Source organism: Dielma fastidiosa (assembly GCF_000313565.1).
Lineage (GTDB): Bacteria > Bacillota_I > Bacilli_A > Erysipelotrichales > Erysipelotrichaceae > Dielma > Dielma fastidiosa.
The window spans coordinates 374,225-389,253 of record NZ_HE578924.1; the positions used below are offsets into that span (position 1 = coordinate 374,225).

The 15,029-nt window shown below is 41.1% G+C and carries 15 protein-coding genes; 2 read left to right on the forward strand and 13 right to left on the reverse strand.

What is annotated here, in order from left to right:
* Positions 1 to 132: 132 nt before the first annotated feature.
* Positions 133 to 1,857, forward strand: a complete 1,725-nt coding sequence (locus DAHG_RS05310) for an FAD-binding protein (protein WP_022937297.1) — start codon at positions 133 to 135, stop codon at positions 1,855 to 1,857.
* Positions 1,858 to 2,021: 164 nt separating this feature from the next.
* Here the strand turns inward: DAHG_RS05310 and DAHG_RS05315 are convergent, their stop codons facing one another.
* The 3 genes from DAHG_RS05315 to DAHG_RS05325 form a co-directional block, all read right to left on the reverse strand.
* On the reverse strand, positions 2,022 to 2,408 hold the full coding sequence (locus tag DAHG_RS05315) for a hypothetical protein (RefSeq protein WP_022937298.1): 387 nt from the start codon (positions 2,406 to 2,408) through the stop codon (positions 2,022 to 2,024).
* 29 nt (positions 2,409 to 2,437) lie between these two features.
* Positions 2,438 to 2,851 (reverse strand): DUF3788 domain-containing protein, encoded by a 414-nt coding sequence (locus DAHG_RS05320; protein WP_022937299.1) that lies wholly within the window; start codon positions 2,849 to 2,851, stop codon positions 2,438 to 2,440.
* A 126-nt stretch (positions 2,852 to 2,977) separates the two neighbouring features.
* Positions 2,978 to 4,759, reverse strand: coding sequence for an FAD-dependent oxidoreductase (locus tag DAHG_RS05325; protein WP_026880827.1), 1,782 nt, complete (start codon positions 4,757 to 4,759; stop codon positions 2,978 to 2,980).
* A gap of 191 nt (positions 4,760 to 4,950) precedes the next feature.
* Here DAHG_RS05325 and DAHG_RS18890 point away from each other — a divergent pair, with 191 nt between their 5' ends.
* A complete protein-coding gene (locus tag DAHG_RS18890) occupies positions 4,951 to 5,982 on the forward strand; it encodes a MerR family transcriptional regulator (protein WP_022937301.1) in 1,032 nt (343 codons plus the stop codon).
* A 45-nt stretch (positions 5,983 to 6,027) separates the two neighbouring features.
* Here DAHG_RS18890 and DAHG_RS05335 read toward each other — a convergent pair whose 3' ends face one another.
* From DAHG_RS05335 to DAHG_RS05380, 10 genes are all read right to left on the reverse strand, one after another.
* Positions 6,028 to 6,702, reverse strand: coding sequence for an ABC transporter ATP-binding protein (locus DAHG_RS05335; protein ID WP_022937302.1), 675 nt, complete (start codon positions 6,700 to 6,702; stop codon positions 6,028 to 6,030).
* Positions 6,699 to 7,232, reverse strand: coding sequence for a hypothetical protein (locus tag DAHG_RS05340; protein ID WP_022937303.1), 534 nt, complete (start codon positions 7,230 to 7,232; stop codon positions 6,699 to 6,701). Before DAHG_RS05340 ends, DAHG_RS05335 begins: the two co-directional genes overlap by 4 nt.
* 29 nt (positions 7,233 to 7,261) lie before the next feature.
* The gene (locus DAHG_RS05345) at positions 7,262 to 8,470 is read right to left on the reverse strand and encodes an ABC transporter permease (protein ID WP_022937304.1); all 1,209 of its coding nucleotides are present in this window, start codon (positions 8,468 to 8,470) and stop codon (positions 7,262 to 7,264) included.
* Positions 8,471 to 8,473: 3 nt separating this feature from the next.
* A complete protein-coding gene (locus DAHG_RS05350) occupies positions 8,474 to 10,231 on the reverse strand; it encodes an HlyD family efflux transporter periplasmic adaptor subunit (RefSeq protein WP_110370646.1) in 1,758 nt (585 codons plus the stop codon).
* Positions 10,232 to 10,318: 87 nt separating this feature from the next.
* The gene (locus DAHG_RS18895; RefSeq protein WP_022937306.1) at positions 10,319 to 11,470 is read right to left on the reverse strand and encodes a sensor histidine kinase; all 1,152 of its coding nucleotides are present in this window, start codon (positions 11,468 to 11,470) and stop codon (positions 10,319 to 10,321) included.
* Positions 11,467 to 12,144, reverse strand: a complete 678-nt coding sequence (locus tag DAHG_RS05360; protein WP_022937307.1) for a response regulator — start codon at positions 12,142 to 12,144, stop codon at positions 11,467 to 11,469. Before DAHG_RS05360 ends, DAHG_RS18895 begins: the two co-directional genes overlap by 4 nt.
* Before the next feature lie 106 nt (positions 12,145 to 12,250).
* Positions 12,251 to 13,480 (reverse strand): serine hydroxymethyltransferase, encoded by a 1,230-nt coding sequence (glyA, locus tag DAHG_RS05365; protein ID WP_022937308.1) that lies wholly within the window; start codon positions 13,478 to 13,480, stop codon positions 12,251 to 12,253.
* 3 nt (positions 13,481 to 13,483) lie between these two features.
* A complete protein-coding gene (rpiB, locus tag DAHG_RS21730; RefSeq protein ID WP_022937309.1) occupies positions 13,484 to 13,924 on the reverse strand; it encodes a ribose 5-phosphate isomerase B in 441 nt (146 codons plus the stop codon).
* On the reverse strand, positions 13,925 to 14,539 hold the full coding sequence (locus tag DAHG_RS05375; RefSeq protein ID WP_022937310.1) for an L-threonylcarbamoyladenylate synthase: 615 nt from the start codon (positions 14,537 to 14,539) through the stop codon (positions 13,925 to 13,927).
* A gap of 64 nt (positions 14,540 to 14,603) precedes the next feature.
* Positions 14,604 to 14,981 carry a hypothetical protein gene (locus DAHG_RS05380; RefSeq protein ID WP_022937311.1) on the reverse strand — a complete coding sequence of 126 codons (378 nt, stop codon included), beginning with the start codon at positions 14,979 to 14,981 and terminating at the stop codon, positions 14,604 to 14,606.
* Positions 14,982 to 15,029 lie beyond the last annotated feature (48 nt).

Sequence of the window (15,029 nt, forward strand, 5' to 3'; positions counted from 1 at the left end):
ACATTAAGTATAACTTATTTTTTATCTATAAGATATTCTTATCGTTAAATAAGTAATCATAATTTTACATAATGTTTTAGGCTTGATAATATATTAACTAAAAGGTCAGGAACCTTTTTCTTGGAGGGAAATATGAACAACAAATTTGTAAAGGCAAGTCTTGCCGGCTTAATGGCTGTAAGTCTTGGCGCTTGTTCCAGCAGCAATGCTCCGGTTGACAACAAAGAACCAGAAACAGCAGCTGGCACATTTGAAGCGAAAGCTTCAGGCTACGGTGGTGAACTGAATCTGACAGTTACCATTGACAACAATGTTATTACAGATATCGCATTAGGTGAAAACCATGAAACAAATGTCGTTATCGACCGCGCATTCCCAATTATCAGGGATCGTATTTTAGAAGCTAATTCACCTGTCGTTGACAGCGTGAGTGCCGCTACATTCTCATCTTTCGCAGTAAAGAGCGCTGTAGCTGACGCAATGAAACAGGCTGGCATGGAGGTTGAGGCAATCACCATGACAACTGCAGGCCCAGCTAAAGAGGCTAAAACGATCGAAGATGTAAATGCTGATATCGTAGTTGTCGGCGGCGGTCCTTCTGGATTGGCTGCAGCAATTACGGCTAAAGAAGCAAATCCCGATGCGAATGTTATTCTGGTAGAAAAATTTGATATTCTGAGCGGTAATGGTAAGTTCGATATGAACTTCTATGACCTGATTAATTCTGAAGCACAAAAAGCAGCAGGTACAGAACGCTACACTGAAAATGCTGTGGAAAACTTCATTGAAGATATGAAGGATGCCGGTGATACAGCTGAGCGTCTGCAGGTATGGGCTGAGCAGGAAGCACAGCTTGATGCATGGCTGAGAGGCATGGGTGTTGAACTTGATTACAACTATGGCAGTACAAACCACATGGCTAAAGAAGACCAATATGCCGGTGAGGTTGTACAAGCTGGTTTAGAAAAACGCGCACAAGCATTAAATATTGATATCCGCACCGGTACTAAGGGTAATGACTTAATCATGGAAAACGGTGAATGTAAAGGTGTTATGGTTACTAACAACAACAATGAAAGCTATAACATTCTGGCAGCTGCAACAATCATCGCAACCGGCGGCTTCTGTTCTAACAAGGAATTGGTTGCTGAATACGCTCCTGGTTATGAAGTATTAAATACATCAAATCAATTAGGTACTACAGGTGATTTCGTAAAAGTATTTGAAAAGAATGGTTTCGCAATGGAGAACATGGACATGGTTCGTGTATTCCCATTAATTATTTCTGTACGCCGTGATTTAACTGGCGGTGCCGATCAATTCATTCTTGTTAATAAAGAAGGTAATCGTTTCATCGCTGAAAGTGCCGGCGGTATTAAATTAGGTACAACAATCCAAGCTCAGAGCGATGGTGCAGCTTATTATATCACTGACCAATCAGGCTATGATTCTTTCTATCGTATCAGAAAGCACGTTAATGCTGGTTATTATGTAACAGGTCAGACAATGGCTGAAATTGCTGAACAATTAGGTATTGATGCTGAACAATTACAAGCAACTTTTGACAGCTTCAACGCAGCGGCGGCAGCTGGCGAAAATGATGAATTCTCAGGTCAGCCTGAAAATCGTCCTATGGATGCTCAGGGGCCTTATTACGCAGTACGTGTTGAATCAGCAAATCATATGACTAAGGGCGGTGTCGTTGCAAACGAAAAAGCTCAGGTACTTTATGAAGATGGTTCAGTTGTAAAAGGACTGTACGCTTCTGGTGAAGTTACATGGCAGTCAGGCGGTTATTCACAGTCAGTTTCATTCGGTCGTGTGGCTGGTGAAAATGCTGCGGCTAGTTTAGAATAAGAATAGATAAATTAAAAATCTGTGATTCAGCTAAAATACGCGAAAGTCACAGATTTTTTCATGTTTATAAAAATTTAAATGATTCATAATTCCGTTCAGCTAACTTGCTTGATTACTAGCAATGCACTCTCAAGCGCTGTCATAAAATAGCTTAAAGATAAGGATTATTCCTGATCCTCTGATCCAAAAAGTGTTGGTGTAAAGGAAACGCGTTTAAACTCAATCACCTCTTCACGATAATCCGGCAAATAATAATAAAAATGATCCTCATCGGTAACAACCATCGTATCTGTATGATCACCTTGTATCAGGTAGACATTAGCTTTTCGCCAATTACCTTGATCAACCAAAGTATTGACCTCATAAAAGTAATAATTATTATCGCGGTCAAACACAAAATAGATAAGATTATCATTTATTTCAGTTTGATTTGAATAAGTACCTAAAAGCGGATATACTTTATCGCTTTTTTCACTCATGTACATAGAAAGCAAACCTAAATTACATAGCACTAAAACAATTATCGCTGATATTAGCCATTTATTCTTCATAATTGTTCCCCCAATATTACGCTGGCTGCTTATTTCCCACACTTAACCGCCAGCAATTGCTGAATATCCTCAAAATTCTCCAAATTTGTAACCTGATAATGGACCCAGCCGCCATCATTGCATGGATATTTATTATCTATACAGACTTGCGTATCCTTCCGCACCTGATCATAAACAGCATCAAACTGTTTATTTGTTAAGCGTAACATTACCGTAAATGCATCTTTTTCCGCAAATACATTACATATTAATTTCTGTTTAATTTTATGCGCTACTCCCCAGCCGTAATTATTGCCGTAAGGAAAAACAATCTTTTCCTCAGTGTTGTAAGTTTCATGCAGCCATTGATTCAGTTTTGTAAATAATTCTGCGTTGCTGCCGCAGGTGGCCCTCATTTCATCCATCGTTGGCATTACTTGTTTATTAAGCATTCGCTCGCCCATGTTAACTACCTCCTGCTTTATCATTAATTGATCTACTATCAGTTTAATTGATTTTATGGTTTATGTCAAAGCATCCTCAGCTCAATAGATCAAATAAAAAGGCACTCTGTCGAGTACCTATTCAGCTTATTTTTTTAATTCAGCAACAGCTATTCTCGCAGCATCTCTGCCCATGTAAACACCTGTTGATATAGCCATCCCGCAGCATGGATATTCTTCACCAAAGAAGCCTGTAAAAGCAACCTCACCGGCAGCATACAGATGATCGATTGGCTTGCCTTCCTTATCCAATACTCTTGAATCAAGATCGGTGACTAAACCGCCGTAAGTCACTGAACCGGCTGGTTTCATTTCTAATGCATAATAGGTTGTACCTTCAACAGGAATCATTTTATCCGCCGGCTTATTAAAATCTTCATCATTGCCTGCCGCACATAATTCGTTATAACGATCCACTGTAGCCCTTAATGTTTCAGCATCAACCCCCATCAGTTCAACAAGTCCTTCAATACTGTCAGATTTTAATGTTGAATCAAGGGTTAATGCATATTGTACAGTTTTATTAGGATCATTTTCAGCAGCGATATAATACCCTTTCACACTGCCGGTATCCATCAGATTCTTAGCAACGTGATATTGATATGTATATTCATTGCCAAACCGCTTGCCTTCCTCATTGACAATCAGTCCCGCTTCTTCATTAATACCGACACCGCTTGCGAAATTACAGAATACGATATGTACACCATTGCTCATAAATACATCAGCACCTACTTTTTCTGCCATTTTCAAGCCGTCACCGACATTCCCCTTTGGCGCGCTTGTATTAGCGTTAACAGCCGCTGGATAGCGTGACATTAATTCTTTATTTTGGAAGAAACCGCCGGTTGCCAGTATTGTGGCCTGCGCATTTACAGTAACATTCGAACCATCACTCTTTAGCGCATGCAGACCGCTGACAAGTCCGTTTTCATCAACCAGCAATTCATCAGCCGCGGTATTATAAATGATTTCACCGCCAAGCGCTAAGAATTTATCTAACAGCGGTACAATAATCTGACCGCCATGACCGTTGGTCATTCCGCCGCCGCCTTCTACATTATGAACACGCCAAGGGGTTAATGATGAATGAATGGCTTCTACATCCTGTACTGGAACACCTTGTTCAGCAACCCAATCAAGATTGGCCACCGATTCATTGCAGAATTCCATCAGCTTAGCATCATCAAGCAGATCACCGCCGACACTTTTTAAGTATTCAAACATTAATTCAGGATTGTCATCAAAACCCTGCGCTGTCTGCCAAGAAGTACCGCTTGCTAATAATTTACCGCCGCTGCGTGAAGTCGTACCGCCGGCAATTCCCTGTTTTTCAACAATCAGTACCTTAGCGCCCTGAGCAGCCGCTTCAATGCCAGCACTCAAACCGGCTACACCGCCGCCGGCAATGACAATGTCCACATCATAAACCTCATCCTTTGCTTCATCCTTTACTGCCGGCACAGCTTTTAAAACTTCCGGATCTGCGCCTGCCTGCTTCACCGCCTCAGCAACCGCTGATTTAACAGCCGCTGAAGTAATTGTCGCACCCGTAATAGCATCAAGGTTCAATGACTGTGTTTCCACGATTTCATTTGGCAGCACTTCAATAGGTGTCGTTGTCATACCATAACCGATACCAAATGTTTCGTTATGCTCCTTTACCTTTACTTCCTTAATCTCACTGTCAGTAAATGTTACCTCAACCACAATTGGCCCCTTCATACCGGCTGCTTCACCTGTATAAGTACCAGCTGTATAACTGCCTGCCTCTGTTTCAGGCTCTGCCGGCTTACTGCATGCACCTAGTGATAAGGCCAAAGCCGCACACATCAGCAATGAAGATAATTTAATCATGTTTTGTTTCATTATATCCTCCTCTTTCTTTGTTAATGCTTTCGCAATTAAATTATAAGCTGTCCTGTGAAGCACGAGTCAACCCTCCTTTTTTCAAGCTTTATTTAATATTTTTAAAGCAATTTTCCTGAAATTAGTGCAATAATTAACAAAATCATGTAAAATAAAGCATACCCTGGGGAACAGTTTGAAAGGATGATAGAATGAAAATCAGCGATGTCTGCAAAGCGACCGGTTTAACTAAGAAAGCGATTTATTATTATATAAATGCCCAACTTTTAAATCCTGAACGCGATAAGCATAACAGCTATCATCATTTTAGTGAGGAAGATCTTCACCGTCTGCGCATTATCGCGGTCATGCGTAACTTTGGCATGTCCTGTGAACAGATGAAATTAGCCTTCCGCTATCCGAATATGGTTAATTTTTTTATGCATCAGCATATGGAAACTCTGCGTCAGCAGCTTGCCTCCAATCTTGAAAACGTACGTTCAATCAGTTCATTATTATTGTCGATGCCGCCGCAGTACAACATTGATTCACTAGATGAATTTTTAGACCGCCAATATCAATTAACCGATCAGGAACGTTCGGCCCTTGATTTCTTATGCCCGTCACAGGACGCCCGCATGGTATCAATATTTATCTGGTGTACTTTTCTAGATGTGGAAGAAAGTGAATACCGGCACTTTTTATGGCGTAAAATGACTGAATTAACCCAGAAAGAATTAAGCGGTTCTCTGCGTTATGTAGCCAAGGTAATTTATTCCACAGACCCTAAATATATCCGCAGTAATTCATTAAATCGCTATCAGGATTCGATGCTGGTGATCAAAATGAACAATGCTTCTAAAGAAAATGTAAAACAGCGGCTCATCAATGATTTAATTACACTGTCAAATGATGAAACGCTGCAGATCTATTGGAATCTTAATTATGAAAAGGTTATGTTTCCTATATTCAATCTTAAAAACGGCCCGCTTAATGAGCTGATGATCCAATACAATGAAAATTATAAGCTCTACCTGAATCACTTAAATATCTGTGTAAATGAAGTAGCATGGGAATTGCTGCATGGCAGTCTGAATGATTTATATCAATCATTAAAGCAAGTGCTGCATGATCAATTTGATATTGAAAATTATCCAGGTATTATTGGTTATAATTCATTTGAAAAAGCATTATATACACAATTACCGATTCCAGTTATGAAGAAGATTTTAGCCAGTGAATAATTAAATGAAGCCATGGGATTGAAATTCACCATGGCTTTCTGTTTCTTAATCGCTTTCCGTATCACTTAATACACCATCTTTAATATAAACGATGCGTTTTCCTGCTTGCGCCACCTTCACATCATGACTGATTTGAATAATGGTATTTCCTTTCGCATTTAATTCTTTAAACAGTGTCAGGATGTCTTCACTTGTTTTTGAATCTAATGCACCCGTTGGTTCGTCAGCCAAAAGCAGTGAGGGCTGAGTAATTAAGGCACGGGCAATCGCGACACGCTGCTGCTGACCGCCGGATAATTCATTGGGCAAATGATCGGTTCTTTCACTAAGATTAACCATTTCAATTGCTTGATAGGCTCTTTCAATTGCCTGTTTCCGATCCACGCCTCGAATCAACAAAGGCATTACGACATTTTGCAGCACATCATACTGGGGAATGAGATGGTATTTCTGAAAGATAAAGCCAATCTTATGATTGCGGATTTCCGCCATGCGATCTTCGTCATCGGGCGTGATTGATAAACCATCTAATTCATAGCTGCCGCTGTCAAAGTTATCCATACAGCCGATAATATTCATCAGCGTACTTTTGCCTGAACCTGAAGCACCAAGAATTGTTACAAAGTCACCTTGCTTAACGGTAAGATTTACATCTTTTAAGACATGCAGCCTATTTTCGCCGATCCAATAAGATTTGTTGATATTTTTCAGCGTAATCATGATTCCCAAATCTCACAAGCTGTAACATTGCCAGCTTCATCAACTTGAATTAGGATGACGGAGCCTTTGCGAATTGATGTCAAATCAGCTTTGCCGCCGCTTAGGCTGTTAATTGTTATGCCTGCCGGCAGGATAAATGATTTATTTTCACCGCTGTATTCGATCATTTCGGATAATTTCTTTGGTGACTCAGTACGCGGGTCTTCAGCGGTTGCATCTGAACCGCCGCCGTCTGCCACACCGCCGATTGCTGTTTCACCTTCCATGCCGCCGCCTGCTGAATCTTCATTATTGCCGTCCGTAGTCCCAGGCATCAGCGCTAATTGCAATTCAATTTCATTACCGACAACACTTTCTACACGGCCAAAGTATTCTTTGCTTTCTTCTTTTGGCGTTTCTTGCGCTCCGTCATCACTGATGCTTACTTCATTGCCTGGATTTTGATTTGTATTTTCTTTTGGCTGTGCTGAACAGGCAGCTAATGCCAACACGCAAAGTAATGCGCTCATAAATTTAATTGTTTTTTTCATAAATTGTTCCTTTCTTGCTGTTTACAGCGTTAATCATGATTTAATGCTTCCACCGGTACAAGCTGTGATGCCTTATATGCTGGATAGAAGCCAAAACAAGTTCCGGTCAATACCGCGAATCCAAATGCCAGCACAAAGCCTTCAAATGACGGGGCAATTGGAATATCTGTATAACGGTTTAGGAGCGGTAATGCACCAAAGCTCAATAACACTCCGACACCGCCGCCAAAGATGCCGATTGCTACCGATTCAAGCAGAAATTGCAGTAATATGTCATGCTGCTTGGAACCAAGAGCTTTTAGAATACCGATTTCCTTAGTTCTCTCTTTAATCGTCACAAACAGTACATTCATAATGCCGATACCACCGACCACAAAGACAATCGCCGCCACCGCGATCAGCAGCAGTTTCATCGTCCGTGCTGATTTGGTAGCCGCTTCAATACGGCTGCCGGCATCCTCAACAATGTACTTATCGCCATTTACCATATAATAATTCAAGGTGCTGGTGATTTCTTTAATCGCACGGGGAACAGCTTTTATACTGATTGCCTTGCCTACCGCTTCAGCATAGTTATCCTCGGCAGTGATTTTTGCTTTTTTAAAAGTTTTATAAGTCATAAAGACTGAATCATCACTGGTTAATCCTTGTAAGCCATCGCCGCTTCTGCTGAGTACGCCAACGACTTTATAGACGGTCTGATCAATCACCAACTTTTCTCCGACAGCACCCTCAGCGCCATTAAAATACGTCTCTGCGATTCCATGTCCGATCACAACAATACTGCTTCCTTGTTCATAGTCCGATTCTGAGAAATCGTTGCCGGCGGCAAAGGTGAAGTTTGATATTTCCGCATATCCTTCTGTTACACCAACAATTGAAAGATTAGCCTTTTGACGTTTGATCTTTACTTGCTTATAGCCGCTTTCTCTTAAATAAATACCACTCAGTACCGTTGTTTCATCCATGATGTGGCCAAGGTCTTCCTCATCTAGCTTTTCAATCTTATTACTGCCCTGCATTGAATAAATGGATGCCCAATCAGGCTTTATATAAATCGTATCTGCCGACAACCCCGAGAATTGACGGGCCGCCTCCTGTTCACCGCCGCGGCCGATCGCTATAACTAAAACGATAGTCAGCGTACCAACAATAATACCCAGTGATGTCAGCATTACCTTGAATCGATTCTGTTTAACATTGATCCAAATCAGACGGATCAGCTCGGTTATTTTCATGACCTAATCCTCTACGATAACTACATCATTTTCAGAAAGACCACTGAGTATTTCACTAACCTGACCATCTGAAAATCCCGCCGTGATTTCAATTGTCTGTAAATGTCCTTTTTCATCCTTAACCTTTACAACCTGTTTTCCATCAACAAGCTTAATTGCTTTATTGGATAATATCAGAACATCTTTTTTCTGTTTTGTAACAATGGTCGCATTTGCCGCCATTCCTTCAAGCAGACTTAATGGATTCTCTTTCAGTTTTACTTTAATGCTATAATTACCGTCATTCACCGCCAAATTTTTAGAGATGACTTCACCTTCTAATTCATCAGATGGAAAGACGCTGACACTGATTGATGTAAACTGACCGATTTCAATATCGTTAATATCCACCGGCTCAATGACTAATTCAAGCTCCATGTCTTTTAAGCTGCCAATCTCAACAACCGCTTTCTCATTCGTTATCTTTTCCTGACTGCGATAAGGTGCAGTCAAAACAATACCGTCCGTCTCGGCATATAATATAGGTTCATCCAACAGTTTTATTGCTTTTTCAAGTTCCTGCTGTGCAGTATCATAAGTCCGGTAAGCTCTTTGTTCACTGGCTCTCAAAGAAGATAGCTCAAGTTCGTTCAGCTTATCCTGTGTATCTCCAGCAGCCGCTTCTCTTTCCAGCTCTTCATTTCTTTGCTTTTTCAAATCCTCCATCCGACGGTTTGCCTTTTCAATTTTATCCTTTATTTCCGCAATCTGAGTATCCAGCTCAGCGCTTTGCTTGGCCAGCACTTCCTCTGATTTACTTGCGAGATTTCTGATTTTCGTACGCAGATCAGAGATATTTTGTTCGGCCTGCTTTTTCTTTTCCTCATAGGCTAAACGGCTTGCTTCAAAGCGGTCACTTAAGCCCTTATTACTCTGCATCAGATAAAGACGCTTGGCTGCTTCCGCCTGTTCAAGCGCCGCTTTAGCACGTTTTATAGCTTCCTCTTCGGCCTCTGCTTCAGCTTTTTTTAATGCCGCTGCGGCTTCCTCAATCGCATTTTGATAGGCAATCAGCTGTTCCTTATTAATGTTACTTTGATAAGCAGCCTCTTCCATTTCACGTTCCAGCTCTGCTTCACGAGCTTCTTCTAGCGCATCTAATTCCGCTCGAGCTGCTTTTAAGCTCTTTTCAAGTGTTTGCTTTTCCTCTTCCAACGCTTCCTTATTGTTAGGCGACAGCGTCAGCTTCTGCTTTTCCAATGCTTCCAACTGCTTAGCAAGATCGTCCAGTTCCTCTGTAATCTGCTTCAAATCAGCCTCATATTTTAATTTTGAATTTTGCTGCTTCTCCTCTGCTGATAAAGAAGACTGAAGCTGAAAGCGGGTAATCGCGTTGCCTGCTTGGAGATAGGCATCTTTCGCGTCTGCTGCCTCTTTTTCTAATCGATCAATCACCTCATTCAAATTAGTCAGTGAAATTCTGGCGAGTGCATCACCTTTCTTGACCTCACCTCCCAGCGGCACTAAATATTCTTCAAATATCAAACCTTCCGCAAATGTATGAATCGTTCGCTTTGAAGTTAATTTGCCGCTTGCTTCTACACCTACCGTAATATTACCGCGTGTAACTGGATATTCGCGCAAGATTGCGCCATCATCAATATCCTTTGGTTTAAACAATGACCAGCCGCCCAGTATGATCGCCGAGGCTGCTGCGACTATAATCAGACGTTTGGGATTCTTTTTAAACCAATGTACACTTTTATTTAATAAATTCATCATCAAACCTCGCTTCCCGGGTTTTAGTTTATCAGGGATTAGGTTAAGACTAAGTTAAGACTCAGCATAAGTTACAGAAAAAAAACCGGTTTAATCCGGTTCGTTGACAGCTGTTAGATTTTGATTTAAAGGCAGCTGAATGGTAAACAAACTGCCATGTTCCAGCGGGCTGTATGCAACACTGCCGCCATGTCCCTCAATGATTTCACGGCAGAGCGCTAAACCAAGACCGGCGCCGGCGGTATTTCTTGAACGTGAATTTTCAATTCGATAAAAGGGTTCAAAAATATGCGCTGCCTGCTCCTGATCAATACCGATCCCTGTATCTTCAACAGCAATTATATATTGATTCTTTTCAATCAAAGAACGCACCTTTAAAGTGCCTTGCTCAGTATTATACTTGATGCCGTTTTCAATCAAATTGGCTACTGCCTGTCGGAAGATAATTGGATTACCCTTAATCAGTCCTGATGATAATTCTGATTGAATATCAATCTTTCGCTGATTTGCCAAAGGCTGCATTTCCCGTATGATATCCACAATTATCTCCTTGACGTCAAAGACATCCTCAATGCTTGATGATTTCATTGCCGATAAAGCAAACAAATCCTCAACGAGGGCAATCATCCGCTGATTTTGTTTTTTAATGATTTTCACAACATGTTCATAATCTTCTATTGCCGGTGTTTCATTCATCGCCAAAATTTCTAAATTAGTACGGATAATCGTTAAGGGTGTGCGCAATTCATGAGCGGCATTTGAAGAAAAGCGCTTTTCACGAAGGAAAGCAATTTCCAAACGATCCATCATCGCATTAAAATCATCTGCCAGTTTCGCAATTTCATCTTTGCTGTCAAAGCCTTGAATTCGTGATGACAGCTGTTTTTCACTGATTGCTTCAATGCTGCTGCTCAGCTTTTTAACTGGCTGCAATGAATATCCTGCCAATAGATAAACTAAAAAAGACCCGCCGCCAATCGCTGCCAGCATAAACAAATAGCTCCTTTGGGTAAAATTATCTAAGCCATTATATACCGTCTCATCAAGCGCCGTATCCGGTGAAAAATTTTGATCGCCATTAAGAATCGGATCAGCAATGGCCTCTGTTCTTAATTTAAGGATTGGATCGGCGATGATGAGATTGGCATCACGGATTGAAGACTGCGTCATCGCCACACAAAACAAGGTCAATACAAAAGCGGCCGCTATCGTAACCCGCCAGCGTAAGGATATTTTTTTCATTCTTTACACTCCTCAATCAAATAACCGGCACCGCGGATCGTAAGAATCATTTCCGCACCGCTTGCTTCCACTAATTTTTTTCTTAGATTGCTCATATGAACCTTAAGTGATGTACTGAAATAATCAGCATCACTTTCCCATACATGTTCAATCAGCTCCTCCGCGCTCACAACCCGGCCGGCATTAAACAGCAGATATTCAAGGATGGCATATTCCTTAGGTGCTAATTCAATTTTATTTTCATTAATCATAACGCTTCGAAGATTCATATCAAGCGTCAGACTGCCATAGCAAAGCAAAGGATCTCGCTGTATAAAATTACGTCTTAATAAAGCTGCTGAGCGAGCTTCTAATTCCGCAAACGCAAAGGGTTTAATCAAATAATCATTAGCCCCTAGTTCAAGTCCCTTCACTCGATCATCAATTTCTGTTCTCGCGGAAAGAATCAATATCTTTAATTCCTTATTTTCTTTTCTTATCGCCTGCAGGACTTCAATACCATCCATAGACGGTAAATTCAAATCTAAAATTAAGAGATCATAGTCATTTGTAAGCAGGTACTCTAAGCCCAAACTGCCGTCATCGGCAATATCTACCGCGTAGCCTTTCTTTTTAAAGCCCATAGCCAGCGCTTCCAACAAATCAATCTCATCCTCAATAATCAGTATTTTCATTTTAACACATCCTTTCAATAATCTTATCACACGAAGGTTAAGATGCGGTTAAGGATAAGAAAAAGGTGATAGTTTTAGCTTGCTACCACCTTTGATTATTATTCGATTAATAAGCGCGGTGAATCGGATAATTGACGGTCAATGAACGTACCTCGTCACGAATCTTTGCCAGTTCTTCCGCATTCTCTTTATTCTTTAACGCTCTTGAAATCCAAAGCGCTACTTGTTTAAATTCAGCTTCTTTGAACCCACGGGTTGTCATTGCCGCTGTACCCAAACGAATACCTGATGTTACAAATGGTTTTTGTGTATCAAAAGGAATCGTATTCTTGTTGCAGGTAATGCATACTTCATCAAGAATTTTTTCGCATTCCTTACCACTGACACCGATTGAACCCATCACATCAACTAAAATCAAATGATTATCGGTACCGCCGGTTACGATTCTGAAGCCTTCCTCTTTTAATGTGTCACTTAAAACTTTACAGTTATCAATGATTTGCTTTGCATACTCTTTAAACTCAGGCTGTAGTACCTCATTAAAGCACACTGCTTTTGCCGCGATGATATGCATCAGCGGACCACCCTGCATGCCAGGGAACACTTTCTTATCCAATAATGCCGCGTATTTCTCTTTACAGAGAATAATACCGCCGCGCGGGCCTCTTAATGTTTTATGGGTTGTGGACGTGACAAAATCACAATAAGGAACTGGATTTGGATGCAGACCGGCAGCTACTAAACCCGCAATATGCGCCATATCCACCATCAGATAAGCACCGCATGCATCAGCGATTTCCCTGAATTTAGCAAAATCAATGATCCGCGGATAAGCACTTGCGCCTGCTACGATCAGCTTCGGTTTTTCTCGCATTGCGATTTCCATAACCTCATCATAATCAATCATTTCAGTTTCACGGTTAACGCCATAGCTGACAAAATGATACAGCGTTCCTGAGAAATTTAAAGGATGGCCATGCGTTAAATGACCGCCGGAGCTAAGGTCCATACCTAAAACCTTATCACCAGGTTCAAGGACAGCCATATAAACACCCATATTAGCCTGTGATCCTGAATGCGGCTGCACATTCGCATGCTCAGCACCAAAAATACGGCATAAACGCTCTCTGGCAATGTTTTCCACGACATCCACATTGACACAGCCGCCGTAATAACGCTTGCTTGGATAACCTTCCGCATATTTATTTGTCAAAATACTGCCGGCTGCTTCCATAACTTCATCGGATACATAATTCTCGGAGGCAATCAGTTCAATGTTATATAACTGACGCTTTGCTTCTTCTTCAATGGCTGCCTGAATTTCAAGATCTTTCATTTCTTAGTCCTCCAATTTGCTTACTTTATCAATACGGCGCTGATGACGTTCTTCATGTGAGAACTCAGTAGTCAGCCATACATGAGCAATTTCCTTCATCAATTCTTCACCGATGATGCGCTGGCCCATGGCTAATACATTGGAATCATTATGCTCTCTGGTTAAACGGGCGCTCAATGGATCTGAACATAAGGCACAGCGGATGCCCTTGATCTTATTGGCCGCAATACTTACACCAATACCGGTACCGCATAAGACAATACCCTTATCATTCTCATGAGCCGCTACACTTCTGGCGGCGGCTGAGGCATAATCCGCATAATCGACTGAAGCAGTAGAATCAGTGCCAAAATCAGTCACCGTATATCCTTCCTCAATCAGCATCTTTTTTAAGATTTCCTTATATTCATATGCACCGTGATCACAAGCAATTGCAACTTTCATTTAATTTTCCTCCACGATTTTCATGATTTCATCTTCACTGATCGGACCTTTGCGGATCAGCTTTACCGCATCCGTAGACGCGTCTACAATGGTTGAGCTTTCCTTACAGCCACACATTCCTTTAACTACCATGTCAATTCTGCCTTCCAGCTGTTCAATAACTTCCATGAAAGTTGTACCTGTCGGCATACCGGACATATTTGCGCTTGTTACCAGCATCGGCTTACCAATGCGGTTCATTAATTCAAGGATAAAATCATCATCAGGCATACGGATGCCGATGGTATCAAAGCCATTAGTTACATAGGCAGGTACATTTTCACGCTTCTTTAAAATGATTGTGAAGGCACCCGGCATAAATTTCTGAATCAGCTTCTTTGCTTTTTCCGTAACTACCGCCACGCTTTCAATCTGCTTCAGATTAGAAATCATCAGCGGAATCGGTTTATTCTCCGGTCTTCCCTTCGCTTCTTTTAAACGCTCCAAGGCTTTTTCATCATCATAAATGACACCTAAACCATACACTGTGTCGGTAGGAAATGCTGCCACGCCACCGGCTTGTAAACACTCAATAACTTCATCCATTTCTTCTTTTGTTTTTCTTTTTGTTTCCATCTATATCACCACTCTGCAAACAGTTTACCACAATTATTCATACTTATAAAGAAAAAGACTCGAATTAAAATCCGAGCCATTCACGCACAATTGATTTTGGTTTTACCTCTGGCAGACAAAATTCATTTTTTGTAAACTTACCGCCGACAACATCGCCTTTGCCATCTCCAATAGTTATGATTAAAGAATGGTTATGAAGCTTAACCTGCCAGCCTTCATGACTGAATTTTTGAATGCCGCTTTGCAGCAGTGTCTGATAACTGTCAGCATCCGCATATTGAAATAAATCACTGGCAATCGTCATCACCTCATCATGTACAGCAGCAATATCCGCTGCCTTTGAATCATTATATATTGTATATTCAGGAACCACGCCTTCTGATTTTATTGGCGTTACCAGCCAGAATGTCCAGATCAGCAGGATTAGTGTCAGTTTTTTCATATGTCAGCCTCCTGCCTTAAGGATAGACAGTTCTGCTTAATTTAAACA

Excerpts from the sequence above, each read along its gene's own strand:
- DAHG_RS05360 (WP_022937307.1), bottom strand. The coding sequence starts at position 12,144 with ATGAAAATACTGATTATTGAGGATGAGATTGATTTGTTGGAAGCGCTG.
- DAHG_RS05350 (WP_110370646.1), bottom strand. The coding sequence starts at position 10,231 with ATGATGAATTTATTAAATAAAAGTGTACATTGGTTTAAAAAGAATCCC.
- DAHG_RS05380 (WP_022937311.1), bottom strand. The coding sequence starts at position 14,981 with ATGAAAAAACTGACACTAATCCTGCTGATCTGGACATTCTGGCTGGTA.
- DAHG_RS05340 (WP_022937303.1), bottom strand. The coding sequence starts at position 7,232 with ATGAAAAAAACAATTAAATTTATGAGCGCATTACTTTGCGTGTTGGCA.
- DAHG_RS05335 (WP_022937302.1), bottom strand. The coding sequence starts at position 6,702 with ATGATTACGCTGAAAAATATCAACAAATCTTATTGGATCGGCGAAAAT.
- DAHG_RS18890 (WP_022937301.1), top strand. The coding sequence starts at position 4,951 with ATGAAAATCAGCGATGTCTGCAAAGCGACCGGTTTAACTAAGAAAGCG.
- DAHG_RS05310 (WP_022937297.1), top strand. The coding sequence starts at position 133 with ATGAACAACAAATTTGTAAAGGCAAGTCTTGCCGGCTTAATGGCTGTA.
- DAHG_RS18895 (WP_022937306.1), bottom strand. The coding sequence starts at position 11,470 with ATGAAAAAAATATCCTTACGCTGGCGGGTTACGATAGCGGCCGCTTTT.
- DAHG_RS05345 (WP_022937304.1), bottom strand. The coding sequence starts at position 8,470 with ATGAAAATAACCGAGCTGATCCGTCTGATTTGGATCAATGTTAAACAG.
- DAHG_RS05325 (WP_026880827.1), bottom strand. The coding sequence starts at position 4,759 with ATGAAACAAAACATGATTAAATTATCTTCATTGCTGATGTGTGCGGCT.
- glyA (WP_022937308.1), bottom strand. The coding sequence starts at position 13,480 with ATGAAAGATCTTGAAATTCAGGCAGCCATTGAAGAAGAAGCAAAGCGT.
- DAHG_RS05375 (WP_022937310.1), bottom strand. The coding sequence starts at position 14,539 with ATGGAAACAAAAAGAAAAACAAAAGAAGAAATGGATGAAGTTATTGAG.
- DAHG_RS05315 (WP_022937298.1), bottom strand. The coding sequence starts at position 2,408 with ATGAAGAATAAATGGCTAATATCAGCGATAATTGTTTTAGTGCTATGT.
- DAHG_RS05320 (WP_022937299.1), bottom strand. The coding sequence starts at position 2,851 with ATGGGCGAGCGAATGCTTAATAAACAAGTAATGCCAACGATGGATGAA.
- rpiB (WP_022937309.1), bottom strand. The coding sequence starts at position 13,924 with ATGAAAGTTGCAATTGCTTGTGATCACGGTGCATATGAATATAAGGAA.